Consider the following 18,453-nt stretch of genomic DNA (forward strand, 5'->3'; position numbering starts at 1 on the left):
TGACAGCCACGGCGCAGCGCGCAGCCTCCATGGTAGCGTTTAGCGCCCGTCATGCCGCCAGCGACTACGCAGCAACCGACAACGTACCGTACAGTGCCGACGCGACAATTCCCCAATTAATGCATTTTACGCACAAATTGTTCCACGGCTGCTGTCATGTTCGACGGCACACATCACCGGCGCGGCGGCGCTGCGAAAGCGTGCCGGCCAGCGCACGATGCCGGCATGCCGCACCGTAAAGTAATGGCACGGTCGTTGCGGTAACGCGTCGGTCGAGGGGAAAACCGGGGCACATCGCACGTTGCGCCGCCCAGCGAACAACACGACGCGATGCCGTTACTCCCCACCATCTGCTCAGCGAGGCATATCTCGATGAAAAACCTGCTCGGCTTGCTCCGAAGCGGCGACTGGCGCGCGCTGGTGGCCTGCTTTCTTTATCTTGATACTGGCTTCACCGTTTGGGTACTGTTCGGCCCGCTCGCACCGTTCATCAACAAAAGCCTGACCATGACACCCGCGGAACAAAGCTTCCTGGTCGCCGTGCCGGTGTTGTCGGCCGCCATCCTGCGCGTGACATTGGGTAACCTGTACCAGTGCACAAATGGCCGAGTAATTGCGCTGGCCGCAGTGGCCTTATCAGCAATCCCGACCATCGTGCTGCCGGCCTATCCGGGCGTGCCTTCGTACACGTTGCTGCTGGTGCTAGGCGTATTCCTGGGCGTAGGCGGAGCGAGCTTAGCGGTCGCGCTGCCAATGGCTGGCAGCAACTATCCGCCGCGCGTGCAGGGGCTCGTGCTCGGGCTGGCTGCCGCCGGCAATATCGGTGCGGTGCTCGACGGGTTCTTGCTCCCGCAATTGGCCACGCACGCGGGCTGGCAGGCTGCCACGCTCGGCGCGTTGCCACTGCTGGCGCTGGCCGGCCTGGCACTGTTCTTCTGGGCCAAGGACAGCAGCATCAAGTCAGGCAGCACAGCTCGCGCAGCGAGCAGCTTCGCCATCACGCTGGTGGGACTCATCGCGCTGGTGCAACTGGTGCATGCCGGCATGCTCGGCTCCGGCACAACCGGCACATTGCTGTTGCCGCTGGCCGGCGCACTGCTTGCGATCGCGGTGCTGCCGCAACGCTACCGCGCCGTGCTGGCCGAGCGCGACACCTGGGTGATCATGCTGGTCTACAGCATCACCTTTGGTGGCTTTGTCGGCATGTCATCCTACTTGACGCTGCTACTCACGGACCTGTACGCACTGCCCAAGCTCGAGGCCGGCTTATTCATGTCGCTGCTGGCGGCGGTCGGTGCCATCGTGCGCCCAATCGGCGGTTTGGTTGCCGACCGCGTGAGCGGCGTGCGAACATTGCTCGTCCTGCTCGCGGTCATCGGCTGCACCGATCTGCTGTTTGCCGCGACGATGCCGCCGTTGGCTAGCGGCATCGCGCTGCTGCTATGTCTATATGTCGCATTCGGGTTAGGCAACGGCGCAACCTTCCAATTGGTGCCGCGTCGCTGGGCCGGACGCACTGGGCTACTGTCAGGCATTGTCGGCGCGGCCGGAGGCATCGGCGGGTTCTACCTGCCAGTCGTCATGGGCATGGCCAAGGAAAGCACTGGCAGCTATCAGATGGGTTTTGCCGCCTTCGGTATGTTGGCGGCCTGCGCCTTCACGCTGGTGCTCACGCTGCGCGGCGAGTGGATCGCTTAGGCGGTGCCGGGCAATCGTGCGCACACGGGCTCGCAACGCGGCGAGGTGCTGCACGCGACGCAATAGCCGGTCGCATGCGGCCATGCGCGCCTAATCGCAAGCCGGACTTAGTGCTAGGGCTCAGCATGCCGAACTCAATGCGCTGGGCCTGGCCCGCCGAACCAGCACGCCAGACCCCGTGCGCCTGAGAAGCCGAATAGTAGTCCACCTCATACTTGACAATGAAACACCCCAGCACCAGACCGACCTCGACTAGTGTCGGCAGGATGCTGTACAGCGAATACGGGATCGGCCGGCGGCGGCTCAGCGGCGGCATAGCAGCGCATCGCGGATCGATTGCCGGTAAAATAATGGGCTCCTATTCTCGCAGAAGGCCGCACGATGCGCCGGCCTGGCATCGACATCCACCACTGACTGGCTCGTCGGCCGGCCCACCAATACACAGGAACCGCTCATGAACACTTTCCTGACTGAATTGCCTCATGACAAACCGGTGGCGCTACGCGTCGTGCCGCAGCCTCACGATGCAAATGTGCATGGCGACGTGTTCGGCGGCTGGATCATGGCTCAGGTTGACATCGCCGGTTCAATCCCGGCATCGCGGCGGGCGAACGGCCGCGTCGTCACGGTCGCGGTCAATTCGTTTGTCTTCAAGCAGCCGGTGTTCGTCGGCGACCTGCTCAGCTTCTATACAGATATCATCCGCACCGGCCGCACATCGATCACTGTTGACGTGTCGGTCTATGCACAACGTATGGGCCTGGCCGGCGAGACCGTTAAGGTTACCGAAGCGACGCTGACCTACGTCGCGACCGATTCGCAACGCCGTCCGCGCGTATTGCCGCCGCTCGGCTGAGGCCTGCCGCTTGCGAACAGCGCAGGCGTGCCGTATCAACAATTTAGTCCAAGCAAGACGAAGATGACGCGAGCCAATTGATCCGCTGCGCCGGTAACCTTGAAGCGCGTACAGCTTGTCTATCGAGGCAAAGCCGACATGCAAAGTCGGCTACATTGAGATTAGTGACGCAAGCTGAAAAGAAAGTTAAACCGGCTGTCTAACGCCGAAACCGCTGATGGAGTCGAATGTTCTGACCACAAACTCCCCGCCATCGAGAAGTAATCGAGAGAATAGAATGAATACTCTCGAGTTGTGTGGCACGAGCTTGCTCAGTGTAGTGGTTCCGATCCATAAAAGCTTGAAGTTCGTCAATAACATATTCCCATTGCAATTTCGTACCGTACAACAAAATATGCGACTTGCTAAGAACCTCTGATAATGCCGTGTCGCTGCTGCCATCGAGCAATTGCAGCGCATGCCGCCACACCTGCTTTGACAGCGCATCGTCCAACTCTGGTGTGTGCTTCAGCAGATCAGTTGCGACTTGGACGCGCTGGGTAGGCGGCACACGCGGCAGCGCAAACGCCAGTCGTTGAAATTCGGGCGTGCGTCGCTCGAGTGGCACGCTACTCAACCCGGCTGCAAAACCGGGCAACGCAATGCCCAGTTGCTCATCCGGAAGCGAGAGTGCCAAGTGTCGCATTTCTGCATAGCGTGCTGCACGCTCCGCCTCGGGCAGCGTTTCTACAGCGGCGGCCAACGTGCCGACCGGTGCGCCTTGAACGGATGCAGGCAACGATAATGTCTGCTACTGCAATATCGCATAGGCTGAGGAAACACTGCCTCCACCACGAAAAAAAATTCTAGCGTTCAGTTGATTAGTCAACCGTGAAACGAGTTCGGCTTTCTGAAACGAGTCCAGGTGTGCGAGCTGGTTGAGCAGTGCCTGATACCTTGCGACGTACCCCTGATATTCGCTTGATTGCCTTGATGCGATTGATAGGTCTAGCTTTATACTCCAAAGCGCATGGGCCAGTTCAGGCCAAAAATTGTCTTGATCGGGTCGCCGTCTCTCGGCCATCGCATAGGCAAAATCAAATATCCTGGCCCGCTGGCGGGGGTGAATGCGACGCATGGTAGGCCCGGTAAGCATCTTTTTTTGTATTTGAAGACTTTGCTCTGGCAGGCGGTCGGCTGCTGCGAACAGCCGTTCAAAAGCCTCGCTTTGCTGCTCGTAGGGTAAACACGGTAATCGGTTTGACAGTGTGATGAAGGGTTCGGCCCGCAGGCCCGGTTCAGCCTGAATACGCTCGATGTCATCAATCAACTGTTGCCACGACGCGAGGTTGGAGACCTTGGACGTTTGCTCGCCGCAGCGTGCGGCCCATCGCCTCTCCTCCATCAGATGATAAGTGCGTTTGTTCACTTGTGAAAACGCGGCAAGATCGGCAAACGACAGATGATCCGCAATATTCAACATCACTTCATCCGGCAGCGCAGTGTGCGTTTTTGGCTTTTTTAGCGGTGTATCGGATACGGGACTTGCCAATCGTTTCACACTCGTAGGCGGTGCAGCCGTGGCCTGCGGGCGGGCTTGTTCGTCCATCGCATAAATGGCGCTCTGCGTGTTGTTCAAAGCGGCGTTTAAATCGAAGTCCATCGGCAAGCTCAGCAAGAAGTGAGAAAGACGCAACGCAAAGCGATGCTGCGTAGCAGGCTAGCTAAAAGCGGGCGGATCAGCGCAGTGATGAACAAAAATGGCAAAATTTTTGGCGGATAGAGAAGGCATTGACCTGCCTGGGCAGCAATGACAGGCCGATGTTGCATTCAGACCAGCTCTGACACCGCGGCCTCTGGCGATATTAGCTTGAGTCGTATCAATGGGGTCTTTTGGGCAGTAGGCATGCGACCATGTTGACACATCACCCTATTAGTACGCCGATTTAAAGTGAAGCGCCTTATGCGGCTCAGCAGCCTTGCCCGGGTTACGCAGGACGGCATTGGCCGAGTTGCGCTAACCCGTGTGGCCTAAGCCTGCGCTAGCCGGCGTTGCCCCGCTTTGCGTTAAACGGCATCCCCAGGTTGCCCGACATGATCAGTCAGATCAGGCCGAAGGACTTCATCGCAGGCACGAAATCGTGGTTCGCCACCGGCCTTCGTGACAGCTTGGTCAGCACATATCGGTGAAACCGCGGCAGTGTGGCCCAGCGGGCGACACTGACTGGGGTCACCCCAGCCAGTGAGCATTGCCTGCGCAACTCGTCGGGCACCGCGTCGGTACGCTGCCATGCGGGCGACACGTCTGGCGCCTGCACGGACGGCTCGGCGTTTAGGTGGGTACGCAGCATCTCGGCAAGCGCCTGGTCAAAGCGGCGCTCAATCTGCGGATCATCGTCCAGCGGAAAACACGCCAATAGCACGCGATCCGCATGCGGCAATGTCTGCCATTGCGTCAGCGAGATACGCACGCCGAAGCGGTCCAGGTTGTAGCGGACCGCCAGCGGGATGTACGTAAGGTTTTCACACGATGAAACCTCAAAGTCGAGCAGCAACGGAGTATCGAGCAACGGCATGGTCGTGAGCGCCCAAAAAAAGGTGGTGAATAGCACGGAACATCGGCAGGCCGACCGCAGATGCATCGCATGCAGCCAGCATCGTGCGTTTTTCAGGTATTGTAGGACGATCGAATCGTCATCCCTTCATTGCTCCCCATGCCTTTGCATACCGAGCCTCGCGCCGCCCACCCGCACGGCCCAGACGCCGACCCTGGTGCCAGTACCAATATCGCTGGCACTGCCAATACTACTGGCACTGACACTAGCTCTAGCCCCGACAGCACCAACCCCGACGCCAACACCAATACAGGCCCGATTTCCCGCAACGGGGTCGACATCGACGCTGATACCGGAAAATCCGGCTTGCTGGAGCGCCCCGTACTGCGCACGGCAGCGGGCGGGCGGCGGGTAGAGCACGATGTCGTCGCCGACGAAGTACCGGTGGCGCTGGTATTTAACGGGATTTCGCACGCTGTGATGATGTGCACGCCGCGGGACTTGGATTTGTTCGCAGTCGGCTTTGCGCTGACTGAGGGAATCGTATCGTCAGGCAGCGAAATCCATGACATTGAGGTACTGATGTACGATGAGGGCTACGCGCAGGTGCAGCTCACGCTGGTGCAGCACGCGTTCGCGTCACTGAAGGACAGACGCCGTGCCCTGGCCGGGCGGACCGGTTGCGGCGTGTGCGGCATCGAGAGCGTGCAATTGCTCGACCTAGAGCCGGAGCGCGTCGAGCATACCGGTTTCCTGCAGCGTCTGGCCACGGATGCGCTCGCGTGCGCGGTGCGGGAATTACCAGCACACCAGCCGCTAATGCAGGCATGCGGCGGCGTGCACGCGGCCTCGTGGTGCGATGCCCACGGCACGATCCGCTATGCGTTCGAGGATGTCGGCAGGCACAATGCGCTGGACAAGCTGATCGGACAACTCGTGCTCGCGCGCGAGGACATGCGCGACGGCTTTGTGTTCCTGTCGAGTCGAGCCAGCTATGAACTGGTGCGCAAATGCGCGCGCGTGAGCGTGCCGATGGTGGCGACGATCTCCGCGCCGACCGCGCTCGCCGTGTCAATCGCGGCCAAAGCCGGCATCCGACTGGTCAGTTTTTGTCGCGAATCCGGCTACGTCGAGTACAGTGCGCCGGCACCGCCCCGCTAGATGAGCACGGCCGGCGAGGAACCGTGGCGGCGCCGCGCGACATCGCAGCCCGTTGTCCGGCGTTCGTGCGGCGTGGCAGTCACTCGAATGGCGAGAAGTCCGGCTTACGCTTTTGCAGGAACGCGCTCATTGCTTCGCGCGCCTCGGGTGAACGCAGCATCCGGCCGAATTGCTCCGCCTCCTCGGCAATGCGTTGCACGACCTGCGCCTGCGCGTCGCGCTTGAGCAACATCTTGGTCACACGCAGCGACGACGCGGGCAACGCTACTAGCTTGGTCGCCTGCGCCAGCACGAAGTCGTGCAACTGTGCGAGCGGCAGGACCTGACTCACGATACCGATCGCTTGAGCTTCATGCGCATCGAACGGCTCACCAAGCAGCAGCTTCTGCGCGGCGCGCTGGTAGCCGGCCAAGCGCGGCAGCAATAGGCTCGACGCCGCCTCGGGACACAGCCCGAGCTGCGTGAACGGCAGCGAGAAGCGCGCATCGTCGGCCGCATAAACAAGATCGCAATGCAGCAGCAGCGTCGTGCCGATGCCAACCGCCGGGCCCGACACGGCGGCGACGATCGGCTTGGCCGCCGTACTGATCTGCTGCAGGAACTGGAGCACCGGGGCATCCGGCCCGGACGGCGGCCGCTGCATGAAGTCCTCCAGGTCGTTGCCTGCGCAAAACACCCCGTCATGGCCGCGAATCAGGATCGCACGCACCGATGCATCGTCGCGAGCCTGGGCGAGCGCGTCGGCCATCGACTGGTACATCACGGCAGTCATCGCATTTTTCTTATCCGGCCGATTCAACTGGAGAGTCAGCACGCCGCGCTCACGTTTAATTACGATATCCATCGTCCGATGTCTCCTCGGTGGACCGATCGCACGCGGCACGGGGGTAGGGCAACCCGGCACGTGAGTGGCGAATAAATGGCTCGCGCAACAACGCTGCTCACGAGCAGTCGAGCCGTTGAGGCGTCGCGCCAGGTATACATCCCGACGCATCGGCGTGCGTTATACCCGTTCGAGGATACCGGCAGCCCCCATGCCAGTACCAACGCACATCGTCACCATGCCGTACTTTTGCTTGCGCCGACGCAGCCCGTGCACGACCGTAGCGGCGCGGATCGCCCCCGTGGCGCCCAACGGGTGACCCAACGCGATCGCGCCACCCAGCGGGTTCACCTTGGCCGGGTCAAGCCCCAGATCACCAATCACCGCCAGCGCCTGCGCGGCAAACGCCTCGTTCAGTTCGATCCAGTCAATGTCCTGCAGTGCCAGGCCGGCGGCCTTCAGCGCGGCCGGAATGGCTTCCTTTGGGCCGATGCCCATGATCTCCGGCGGCACGCCGCGCACCGCAAAGCTCACGAAGCGCGCCAGCGGTGTGAGGTTGAATTGCTTGAGGATCTTCTCCGACACCACGACCAGCGCACCGGCGCCATCCGAGGTCTGCGAGCTGTTGCCGGCCGTCACCGTGCCCTTGTTCGCGAACACGGCTTTGAGCTTGCCGAGCCCTTCCAGCGTCGTGTCGGCACGAGGCCCTTCGTCCAGCGCGATCTCACGTGGGTTCACGACGATCCGGCCACTCGCCAGATCCGGCATGCGGTCCGTCACCGTGTACGGCGCAATTTCGTCGGCAAATTCGCCCGCCTGCTGAGCGGCCAACGCCTTTTGGTGCGAACGCAGCGAGAACTCATCCTGCGCCTCGCGTGACACTTCCCAGCGCTGTGCCACACGCTCGGCGGTCAGCCCCATTCCATAGGCAATGCCTATATTCTCGTCGGCATCGAAGATAGGTGGCGGCAACGAAGGCTTGTTGCCCATTATCGGCACCATGCTCATCGACTCGCAGCCGCCGGCGAGCATCACCTCCGCTTCGCCGACACGGATGCGATCGGCCGCCATCGCCAACGCGGTCATGCCGGACGCGCAAAAGCGATTCACCGTAACGCCGCCGACGCTGGGCGGTAGGCCTGCCAGCAGCGCGCCGATGCGCGCGACGTTCAGGCCCTGCTCCGCCTCCGGGATCGCACAGCCGACGATGGCATCCTCGATCAGCTTCGTATCGAGTGCTGGCACCTGCGCGAGGGCCGAGCGGATCGCGTGAGTCAGCAACTCGTCAGGGCGCGTATGGCGCAAAGCACCGCGCGGCGCCTTGCCAATCGGCGTGCGGCTAGCCGCGACGATGTAGGCATCTTGCACTTGTTTGCTCATCTCAAGACTCCTTGTCGGGCCGCGTTAATTGCGCACCGGCTTGCCGGTCTGCAGCATGCCCATGATCCGTTCCTGCGTCTTCTGCGTGCCGAGCAGCGCAACGAACGCACGGCGCTCGAGCGCGAGCAGCCACGCCTCATCAACAGTACTGCCTGCTTCAACGTCCCCACCGCAGATTACCTCGGCGATGCGGCAGGCGATCAGGAAATCATGTTCGCTGATAAAGCGTCCATCGCGCATGTTGACCAACGACGCCTTGATGGTTGAAATTGCCGAACGTCCCGCCACCGGAATCGCATTGGCCGGCAGCGGCGGGCGATAGCCGGCCGCTGCCAGCGCGCGCGCTTCGTTCTTTGCGGTGTCGAGCAATTCGTGCACATTAAAGACAATCGTGTCAGACGGCTTCAGATAACCCAGCGTACGCGCCTCGTGCGCGGACGACGACACTTTCGCCATCGCCGCGGCCTCGAAAGGCTTTTGCAGGAACTGCAGCAGATTGCCCGTCGCTCCCGCATCAGTTGCGGCCTGAGCCGCGCGCAGTGCCGCCTCCTTGAGCCCGCCGCCGGCTGGCACCAGCCCCACGCCAACCTCGACCAGCCCGATATAGGTCTCCACGTGGGCGACGCGCTTGGCGCTATGCAGCAGCAGTTCACAACCGCCTCCCAGCGCAACGCCCGACGCGGCCGATATCACCGGCACATTCGCGTACTTCACACGCAGCATGCCCTGCTGGAATTTTTGCACGAATGGCTCAATGCCCTGGGCGCCGCCCATCATGAACGCGGGCATCGCTTCCTCAAGATTTGCGCCAGCGGAGAACGGGCCGCCCGGCGCGCCGAGCTTCAGCGACGTCGGCTGCCAGATCACCAGCGCCTTGTATTGCTGTTCAGCAACGTCGATCGCCTGCGTGATTCCGTCGATCACACTCGGCCCGATCGTATTCATCTTCGACTTGAACGACAGAATCAGCACGTCGTCCTCGCCGGCCCGCTCGTCGACCCATGCGCGCACCACGTCGGTCTCGAACACCGTCTTGCCATACGTGCGCGGATCGTTGCTGGCCTCGCCAACCAGCGATGCACGGAACACCTGCTTGCGGTAGACCGGCAGCGTGCTACGCGGCACGAACGTGCGCCGCGCCGGCGACCACGAGCCCTGCGCGGTATGCACGCCGCCCTGCTCCCCAACAGGGCCGTCCAGCACCCATGCCGGCAGCACCACGTCGGCCAATGCCTTGCCGGCGCGGATGTCTTCCTGGACCCATTGGGCAACCTGCTTCCAGCCGGCGGCCTGCCACCCTTCGAACGGCCCCTCGTTCCAACCAAAGCCCCAGCGGATCGCCAAGTCGACGTCGCGCGCGTTATCGGCGATCGATTCAAGGTGCACGGCAATATAGTGGTACACATCACGGAAGATCGACCACAGGAATTGCGCCTGCGGATGCGTGGACTCGCGCAACAGCTTCAGCCGCTCAGCGGGCGCACGCTTTAAGATGCGGGCGACCAGCTCGTCGGCCTTGGCGCCACTGTCCACGTACTCGCCGGTCTTCGCGTCCAGCACCTTGATGGCCTTGCCTTCCTTCTTATAGAACCCTGCGCCGCTCTTTTGTCCGAGCGCTCCCTTGGCCACCAGCGCGGCGAGCACCGGCGGTGTCTGGTAAACCGGGAAGAATGGATCGTCGGCCAGGTTGTCCTGCATCGTCTTAATGACGTGCGCCATCGTATCCAGGCCAACCACGTCGGCGGTACGGAACGTGGCCGACTTTGCGCGGCCTAGCCGTGAGCCGGTCAGGTCATCGACTTCGTCAAAGCGCAGTCCGAACTTGGCTGCCTCGGCGATCACCGCGAGGATCGAGAAGATGCCAACACGGTTCGCAATGAAGTTTGGTGTGTCCTTGGCACGCACCACGCCCTTGCCGACCACGCTGGTGAGCACGGTCTCGAGTTGATCAAGTACCTCCGGGCGCGTATGCTCGGTCGGAATCAATTCGACCAGATGCATGTACCGCGGTGGATTGAAAAAGTGCACGCCGCAAAAGCGCGCTTTCAGGTCATCGGACAAGCCTTCCGAGAGCCGGATAATCGACAGCCCCGACGTATTGGTCGCGAAGATCGCCTTCTCGCCGATATACGGGGACACCTTCTTGTATAAATCGTGCTTCCAGTCCATGCGCTCGGCGATCGCCTCGATCACCAGGTCGCACTCGCGCAGCTTGTCCAGATCGTCCTCGTAGTTGGCGGCAACGATATGCGCGGCATCGCCCTTCACGCCGAGCGGCGCCGGCGACAGCTTTTTCAGGTGCTCAATCGCGTTGAGCGCGATGCCGTTCTTGGGCCCCTCCTTCGCGGGCAGGTCGAACAGCAGCACCGGCACCTTCGCGTTGATCAGGTGCGCCGCGATTTGCGCGCCCATCACGCCGGCGCCCAGCACCGCCACCTTGCGAATGATCAGATTGCTCACGTGTCTCTCCAATTAAAGCCTGCTCCCACCCATTAAAACAGCGCTTCGTCGATCTCGGTCAGCGGCTTGGCGCCGGCACGCGCAGCGCGGATCGTGAAAGCCGTCTCGGGCAACAGCTTCGCGAAGTAGAACCGCGCGGTCGCGAGCTTGGACCGGTAGAATGGGTCACCGCTACCCTGCTTGTCCAGCGCCAGACGGGCCATGCGCGCCCAGAAGTACGAGAACACGAAATGCCCGACCGTGCGCAGGTACGGTACCGCCGCGGCGCCGACTTCGTCCGGGCTCTGCATCGCCTTCATGCCGATTTCCATCGTCAGCTTCTGTACCTTCTCGCCGATATCCGCCAGCGGATTGACGAACTCCTGCATGTCGGGGTTGATGCCCTCGGCCTCGACAAAATCCTGCACGAGCTTGCCAAACTTCTTCAGCTTCGCGCCCATGTCGCCGAGCACCTTGCGCCCCAACAGGTCCAGCGACTGAATCGTGTTGGTGCCTTCGTAGATCATGTTGATACGCGCATCGCGCACATATTGCTCCATGCCCCATTCAGCGATATAGCCATGGCCGCCAAACACCTGCATGGCGTTGTTGGTTGCCTCGAACGCGTTGTCGGTCAGGAACGCCTTGATGACCGGTGTGAGCAACGCCACCAGGTCGGCCGCATCCCGACGCACCGCCTCGTCCTCGTGCGACAGCTCTTTGTCGATCTGCAAAGCCGCCCAGTAAGTGAACGCGCGACCCGCCTCGACATAGGCCTTCTGCGTCAACAACATGCGCCGCACATCTGGGTGTACGATGATCGGATCGGCCGCTTTGTCCGGCGCTTTCGGACCGCTGAGCGAGCGCATCTGCAGCCGCTGCCTCGCGTAGGCGAGCGAGTTCTGGTACGCGACCTCGGTCAGCCCCAGGCCTTGCATGCCCACGCCAAGCCGCGCCGCATTCATCATCACGAACATCGCATTCAAGCCCTTGTTCGGCTCGCCGACCATCCAGCCCTTGGCATCATCCAGGTTAATTACACACGTCGCATTGCCATGGATACCCATCTTGTGCTCGATCGAGCCACACTTGACGCCGTTGCGCTGCCCAGGCTCGCCGTTGTCGTCCGGGATGAACTTGGGCACGATGAACAATGAAATGCCCTTGGTCCCCGCCGGCGCGTCCGGCAACCGCGCGAGCACCAGGTGGACGATGTTGTCGGCGAGGTCGTGCTCGCCACTCGAAATGAAGATTTTCGTGCCGGTGATCGAGTACGAACCGTCGCCGTTGGGCTCGGCCCGCGTGCGTAGGATCCCGAGGTCGGTGCCGCAATGCGGCTCGGTCAGGCACATCGTGCCGGTCCATTGACCGGATACCAGCTTTGGCAGGTACTGCTGCTGAAGCTCGGGCGTGCCGTGCGCGTGCAGGCATTCATACGCGCCGTGCGACAGGCCAGGATACATGGTCCATGCTTGGTTCGCCGAATTGAGCATCTCGTACAGCGCGTTGTTCACGAACGCGGGCAAGCCCTGGCCGCCATAGGCCCGATCGCAGCCTAGCGCCGGCCATCCGGCCTCGACATACTGCTGGTACGCTTGCTTGAAGCCCTCGGGCGTGGTCACCACGCCGTCGCCGACGTACGTGCAACCCTGCTGGTCGCCAACCTGGTTCAACGGAAACAGGACCTCGGAGCAGAACTTGCCCGCCTCCTGCAGCACCGCATTAATCGTATCGGCATCCAGATCCGCGTGCTTAGGCAGTTGCTTCAGTTCGGCTTCGACGTTCAGCAATTCGTGCAACACGAATTGCATGTCGCGCAACGGTGCGGCGTACTGTCCCATGACTCTCTCCGTTTTGACTAAGGCACCGGCGATGCGCGGAGTGCTCTGCCCGCGTCAGCGACCAGCGTCGCTTTGATACGATACAAAAACTTTGTCGAGCACCCGCCACGCGACCTCGACCGCATCCGGCAAGCGCAGGAAACGCGCATCGTGGTGCAGCCCGAGCGTCACGCTGTACAACTCGAACAGCATTAGCCGCGGGTCGGTGTCTGCACGCAGATGCCCTTCATCCTTGGCTTGCAAGATGGCACGGATCAGCGTGCCGCGCCAAGTACTGACGCTGCGTGCGAGTTCCTCGCGCACGGCGCTGGCGGCTCGATCATCGTACTCGACGGCACCACTGATGTAGATGCAACCCGTGGTGACCTCTTGGATCCGCTTCTCCATCCATCGGCCAACCAGCGCCCTAAGGCGCGGCAACCCGCGCGGCTCCCGGATCGCCGGGAAGAACACTTCCTGTTCGAAGCGCTGGTGGTATTCCCGGATCACCTCAACTTGCAAATCCTCGCGCGAACCGAAGTGCGCGAACACACCGCTCTTACTCATCTGCATGCGCTCGGCCAGCAGACCGATCGTCAACCCCTCGAGCCCATCCCGGCTCGCCAGGGCCAACGCAGCATCCAGAATCGCCGCACGGGTTTGTTCGCCTTTTCGTATCGCCATTTTTACCGTCCATTCATTGCACCGCAAAATAGAACGGCCGTACTATTATTATGGGCGGCCGCCCGCGGAAACAAGCTATTTATTAGAAATGAGTTTCTAACAAGCACGACCGTGCTGTATAGCGCGATGATCGGTCATCAACGTGATGATGTGATTCGATGCTCGTGCTCCGGTCCCGCGCGTTTTGGGTGCTGCGTGGCGCACCGTCGAACCCGCATGTGCGCCATTTCAAGTGATTTTGCGCACCGGATCAAGAATGGATTGCATCGTCAATCGTAGCTGCCGATGGTGAGCAGCTTCATGGCGAGCCAATATCCGTTGTACGCAATCCAGTTCGCCACTCGCACCAGCCACGGCCGCGATGCGTAACGCTGCGGGTCGATGGCGCGCGATTGTTCCACAGCCTCGAGGATGGCCGCGCGTATGCCGGCCACCTCGGGATGCCGGAACAACACTAGATTGGCTTCATGGTTGAGCACCAGCGATAACGCATCGAGGTTGGATGATCCGATCGTGCCCCAAACGCCATCCACCACCGCGACTTTGCCATGCAGCATCGTACGGTCATATTCGGCAATCCGGATACCCACGCGCAGCAACGACTGATAGAGAAACGGCACCGCATAGTCCAGCGCGACAAATTCGTTGCGTCCGATCACCAATGACACCCGCACGCCACGGCGTGCTGCGCGGACCAACTCGCGGCGCATCCGGCGGCCGGGCACGAAGTACGGGTTAGCCACTAGGATCTCGTCCCGCGCCTGCCGAATCGCCAGCCGATAGGCACGCTCAATCGCGCGTCGATTATTGACGTTATCGCGTGCGACAAACGCGACCTGCGGTACGTCTGCCGGCGTGTCAAGCGCCCCGAGCGCACGGCGGCGCGCCCGAGCGGGACGCGGCGTGGCCTCGCCGGGAGGGTCCCGGCCAGCGGCAGTTAAGCAGCGGGCTGCCGCGGCATCGGTTGCCGGGGCGCCGCCCGGTCCGTGCGCCAGACGTTCGTGCGGCACTGCTGGCGGCGGCGGAATCCGAGCTTGGTCGATACGTCGCCATTGCAGGTCGAACGCCTCGACCAGATCCACGACGGCGGGACCGATCACCTCAGCCGAATAGTCCCATCGGGCAAACGGCAACGGCTGGCCCGCTTCCAGCCGGTCGTCTATGACGTTGTGTCCGCCGCAAAAACCATAGCGTCGATCGACGGCAGCCAGCTTGCGATGGGTGCGGGAAAATCCGAAGCGGATACTGAAGACGCCCGGATTGTAGATACGGTGCTCGATGCCGGCATCGTGCCATGCACGTAGCAATTCACTGCGCGGAGTGCCGATGCCGTCGGTGATCACCCGCACGTGCACGCCCCTCGCGGCGGCACGCGCCAGCGCCGCGCTGACGCGCGCGCCGCATGGATCGTCGCGGAAAATATACGTCTCGAGCGCGACCTCGTGTTCGGCCGCGTCAATTCGCTCAATCAACGCATCGAACAGCGCGGTGCCGGATCCAAAGATCCGCACGTCATTGCCGGCGGTAAAGCGCAACCGAGGCTTACGATGGCCATCCAGCATCGTCTGTCGAAGCCGAACCAGACGCCTGATGGTGGCCACCATTGCCGCGCTCCGCTTAACTGGCAGCGAGTCGCCCCGGCAACTGCAGGATCGCGTCGCGATTCGATGCCGAAAAACAACGCGCCGCGGCGTCCCGGTAAGGCAGCCACGCATACGCGACGTGCTCACGCGGTGCCAGCGTGATCTCAATGGATTGCGGCACGCAGAGGCTAAACCAGTGCTCGATATTACGCTTCACGCCGGGCGCATAGCGATAGCGCCATTGCGGGTAGATCTCGTACTCGATCGCATGGCACCAATCGAGCAGCGCGTCGGCCGGCACCTGCGCCGTGCCAACCGCGATGCCGGTCTCCTCGAACACTTCGCGTGCCGCGGTCAGCGCAAGCGGCTCGTCGGGCGTGTCCTTCGAACCGGTCACCGATTGCCAGAAACCGGAGCGATCGGCGCGTTCGAGGACCAGCACGTCCAGCTTGGCGGTGTGAATCACCACCAGCACCGACTCCGGGATCTTAAACGGCCGGGACATCGGCAACTTGCGCCGCGCGCCGTACTACGCGTTCACCGGCTCGGCGTTGCGCAGCCGGATATGCAGGTCGCGCAATTGACGCTCATCCACCTCGCTCGGCGCTTGCGTGAGCAGGCACTGCGCACGCTGGGTCTTCGGGAACGCGATCACGTCGCGAATCGAATCCGCGCCGGCCATCATCGTGACGATCCGGTCCAGGCCGAATGCAATGCCACCGTGCGGCGGCGCGCCGTATTGCAACGCGTCGAGCAAGAAGCCAAATTTCGCACGCGCTTCCTCCGGGCCGATCTTCAGCGCGCGGAACACCTTGCTTTGCACGTCTTCGCGATGGATCCGCACCGAACCGCCGCCAATTTCCCAGCCGTTGAGCACCATGTCGTACGCTTTTGCAAGGCAACGACCCGGATCAACCTCGAGATATTCGAGGTGTTCGTCCTTTGGGCTGGTGAACGGGTGATGCGCGGCAACCCAGCGATTATCCTCGTCGTCGTAATCGAACATTGGAAAATCGATGACCCACAGCGGTTTCCAGCCCTGCTCGACCAGTCCGGCACTGCGGCCGAACGCCGAGTGGCCAATTTTTAACCGCAGCGCACTGAGACTGTCGTTGACCACCTTGGCGCGGTCCGCGCCGAAGAAAAGGATGTCGCCGTCCTGCGCGCCGGTGCGCTCGAGGATTGCCGCAATGCACGCATCATGCAGGTTCTTCACGATCGGGCTTTGCAAGCCGTCGCGCCCCTTGGCCACCTCGTTGACCTTGATCCACGCAAGACCCTTTGCACCATAGATGCGCACGAAGTCCGTATAGCCGTCGATATCGCCACGCGTCAGCTCCGCTCCGTTGGGCACGCGCAGCGCGGCCACCCGGCCGTCCTTCGTGTTCGCCGGCGTGCTGAACACCTTGAAATCGACGTCCTTCATCACGTCGGTCAACTCGGTGAATTCTAGCTTCACGCGCAGGTCGGGCTTGTCCGAGCCGAAGCGGCGCATCGCTTCCGCATGCTGCATGACCGGGAATGGATCGGCAAGCTCGACGTTGATCGTCGCCTTGAACACATGGCGAATCATCGCCTCGAATAGGTCGCGGATCTCCTGCTCGTTCAAGAACGACGTCTCGCAGTCGATCTGCGTGAACTCCGGCTGCCGGTCCGCGCGCAGGTCTTCGTCGCGAAAGCATTTCGTGATTTGATAATACCGGTCAAAGTTCGCCACCATCAGCAGCTGCTTGAACAGCTGCGGCGACTGCGGCAACGCGAAGAACATCCCTGCGTTCACGCGCGACGGCACCAGGTAGTCGCGTGCGCCTTCCGGCGTGCTCTTCGTGAGCATCGGCGTCTCGATGTCGATGAACCCCTGCTCGTCCAGGTACTTGCGCGACTCCATTGCGACACGGTAGCGCAGGCGCAGGTTGTGCTGCATCTGCGGCCGGCGCAGGTCCAGTACGCGATGCGTCAGACGTGTGGTCTCTGACAGGTTCTCGTCGTCCAGCTGGAACGGCGGCGTCACTGATGCATTGAGTACCGTCAGCTCGTGGCATAACACCTCGATCTGACCACTGGTCAAATTCGCGTTGAGGGTGCCTTCCGGGCGTGCCCGCACGATGCCGACCACACGCACACAGAACTCATGGCGCACCCCTTCGGCGGTCTTAAACATGTCCGGCCGGTCGGGGTCGCACACCACTTGCACCAATCCCTCGCAGTCGCGCAAGTCGATGAAAATGACACCGCCATGGTCGCGGCGCCGATGCACCCAGCCGCAGAGCGACACCGATTGGCCCAGCAGTTTTTCAGTCACCCGACCACAATATTCAGATCTCATCGACATGATGTTCGTCTTTCATTCGTAAAGATAGGCGACGGCGCGATCGGCATCATGCCGGCGCGCGGGCGACGCCCGCAATAATCAGAGCAGCGGCTCGACGGGACGGCGCGGCGGCGCAACGGCCGGCACCGGCGATGCAACCGGGGCCACCACGCCCATTGACACGATGTACTTCAGCGCGGCATCCACCGTCATGTCCAACTCCACCACCTCGTTTTTTGGCACCATGAGGAAGAAGCCCGACGTAGGGTTCGGCGTGGTCGGTACATAGACGCTGACATGATCGCCATTCAAGTGGTTAGCGACGTCACCGCCTGGAATCCCGGTCAGAAAGCCAATTGTGTACGAGCCCTTGCGCGGATATTCGATCAGCAACGCCTTGCGGAACGCATTGCCGCTGGACGACAGCAGCGTGTCAGATACCTGCTTGACACTCGTGTACAACGGACCGACGACGGGAATATGAGCCAGTAGCTTTTCCCACCAGTTGACGAGCGTCTGCCCGATCAGGTTCTGAGTCAAGAGGCCGACCACGAAAACGAACGCCAGCGTCAGCACCGCCCCCAGGCCGGGCAGGCGAAAGCCGAACACGCGCTCCGGCTGCCACGCTTCGGGCAGCAACAGCAGCGTCTGGTCCATCGTGCCGATGATCAGCCCCAGCACCCACAGCGTGATTGCCAGTGGCACGAGCACCAGCAGCCCGGTCAGAAATACGTTCTTCAGCGTCTTCTTGGTCGTCTTGATTTTCATGGATCGATGCTCAGGCAGACGTGCCCGCGTTGGACGACGGTGTCGCGCTGCCTGCCGCAGCCGGTGCGGTGGACGCACCGGCGCTGGTCGCGCCGTCCGCGCTGCCGCTGCCCGCCTCCTTCGCGGCGGGCGCCTTGCTCGCGCCGCCTTCCCCGCCCTCGGATTGGTTATTGCCGCCCGAGTTACCGCCGCGGAAATCGGTCACGTACCAGCCGGAGCCTTTCAACTGGAATCCCGCTGCAGTGACCTGCTTGCGGAACGTGTCGCGGCCGCACTCGGGACACTGGCTCAGCGGTGCATCGCTAAGTTTTTGCAACGCGTCTTTCTTAAAGCCGCAGGACTCGCAACGATATGCATAGATCGGCATCGCCCTATCACCCCTCAAGGATCTCGCAA

General features: G+C 61.9%; 16 protein-coding genes. 3 read left to right on the top strand and 13 right to left on the bottom strand.

The annotated features are described in order from the left end of the window. Positions 1-372 precede the first annotated feature (372 nt). On the top strand, positions 373-1,698 hold the full coding sequence (locus tag B0B13_RS10705; protein ID WP_076796302.1) for an MFS transporter: 1,326 nt from the start codon (positions 373-375) through the stop codon (positions 1,696-1,698). Between the two features lie 454 nt (positions 1,699-2,152). Beyond that, entirely contained in the window at positions 2,153-2,554 is a 402-nt protein-coding gene (locus B0B13_RS10710; protein ID WP_076796304.1) for an acyl-CoA thioesterase, read from the top strand. A gap of 199 nt (positions 2,555-2,753) precedes the next feature. Here the strand turns inward: B0B13_RS10710 and B0B13_RS10715 are convergent, their stop codons facing one another. The 3 genes from B0B13_RS10715 to B0B13_RS10725 form a co-directional block, all read right to left on the bottom strand. After that, positions 2,754-3,332 carry a hypothetical protein gene (locus B0B13_RS10715; RefSeq protein ID WP_076796306.1) on the bottom strand — a complete coding sequence of 193 codons (579 nt, stop codon included), beginning with the start codon at positions 3,330-3,332 and terminating at the stop codon, positions 2,754-2,756. A gap of 12 nt (positions 3,333-3,344) precedes the next feature. After that, positions 3,345-4,196, bottom strand: a complete 852-nt coding sequence (locus B0B13_RS10720; protein WP_076796308.1) for an F-box protein — start codon at positions 4,194-4,196, stop codon at positions 3,345-3,347. Positions 4,197-4,635: 439 nt separating this feature from the next. Beyond that, entirely contained in the window at positions 4,636-5,109 is a 474-nt protein-coding gene (locus B0B13_RS10725) for a nitrate reductase associated protein (RefSeq protein ID WP_076787676.1), read from the bottom strand. A 129-nt stretch (positions 5,110-5,238) separates the two neighbouring features. Between B0B13_RS10725 and fdhD the strand changes: the two genes are divergently transcribed. Next, a complete protein-coding gene (gene fdhD / locus B0B13_RS10730) occupies positions 5,239-6,249 on the top strand; it encodes a formate dehydrogenase accessory sulfurtransferase FdhD (RefSeq protein WP_235091217.1) in 1,011 nt (336 codons plus the stop codon). Between the two features lie 79 nt (positions 6,250-6,328). On the opposite strand, the gene B0B13_RS10735 is transcribed toward fdhD, so the two are convergent. The 10 genes from B0B13_RS10735 to B0B13_RS10780 form a co-directional block, all read right to left on the bottom strand. Next, entirely contained in the window at positions 6,329-7,093 is a 765-nt protein-coding gene (locus B0B13_RS10735; RefSeq protein ID WP_076796311.1) for an enoyl-CoA hydratase, read from the bottom strand. A gap of 159 nt (positions 7,094-7,252) precedes the next feature. Further along, positions 7,253-8,452 carry an acetyl-CoA C-acyltransferase gene (locus tag B0B13_RS10740; protein WP_076786076.1) on the bottom strand — a complete coding sequence of 400 codons (1,200 nt, stop codon included), beginning with the start codon at positions 8,450-8,452 and terminating at the stop codon, positions 7,253-7,255. A gap of 24 nt (positions 8,453-8,476) precedes the next feature. After that, positions 8,477-10,912, bottom strand: coding sequence for a 3-hydroxyacyl-CoA dehydrogenase/enoyl-CoA hydratase family protein (locus B0B13_RS10745; protein WP_076796313.1), 2,436 nt, complete (start codon positions 10,910-10,912; stop codon positions 8,477-8,479). A gap of 32 nt (positions 10,913-10,944) precedes the next feature. Then, entirely contained in the window at positions 10,945-12,732 is a 1,788-nt protein-coding gene (locus B0B13_RS10750; RefSeq protein WP_076796316.1) for an acyl-CoA dehydrogenase C-terminal domain-containing protein, read from the bottom strand. A 54-nt stretch (positions 12,733-12,786) separates the two neighbouring features. Next, a complete protein-coding gene (locus B0B13_RS10755; RefSeq protein WP_076787672.1) occupies positions 12,787-13,389 on the bottom strand; it encodes a TetR/AcrR family transcriptional regulator in 603 nt (200 codons plus the stop codon). Positions 13,390-13,664: 275 nt separating this feature from the next. Next, positions 13,665-14,999, bottom strand: a complete 1,335-nt coding sequence (locus B0B13_RS10760) for a phospholipase D-like domain-containing protein (protein WP_076796318.1) — start codon at positions 14,997-14,999, stop codon at positions 13,665-13,667. A 13-nt stretch (positions 15,000-15,012) separates the two neighbouring features. Beyond that, positions 15,013-15,483: a dihydroneopterin triphosphate diphosphatase gene (gene nudB, locus B0B13_RS10765; protein ID WP_076786072.1), complete on the bottom strand. Its 471-nt coding sequence runs from the start codon at positions 15,481-15,483 to the stop codon at positions 15,013-15,015. 24 nt (positions 15,484-15,507) lie between these two features. Further along, a complete protein-coding gene (aspS, locus tag B0B13_RS10770) occupies positions 15,508-17,310 on the bottom strand; it encodes an aspartate--tRNA ligase (RefSeq protein WP_076786071.1) in 1,803 nt (600 codons plus the stop codon). A 78-nt stretch (positions 17,311-17,388) separates the two neighbouring features. Beyond that, on the bottom strand, positions 17,389-18,057 hold the full coding sequence (locus B0B13_RS10775; protein ID WP_139337059.1) for a DUF502 domain-containing protein: 669 nt from the start codon (positions 18,055-18,057) through the stop codon (positions 17,389-17,391). 10 nt (positions 18,058-18,067) lie between these two features. Continuing rightward, complete coding sequence (locus B0B13_RS10780; protein WP_076786070.1) at positions 18,068-18,424, bottom strand: FmdB family zinc ribbon protein; 357 nt, start codon at positions 18,422-18,424, stop codon at positions 18,068-18,070. Between the last annotated feature and the right edge of the window lie 29 nt (positions 18,425-18,453).

This window comes from Burkholderia sp. b14, from assembly GCF_900156195.1.
Lineage (GTDB): Bacteria > Pseudomonadota > Gammaproteobacteria > Burkholderiales > Burkholderiaceae > Mycetohabitans.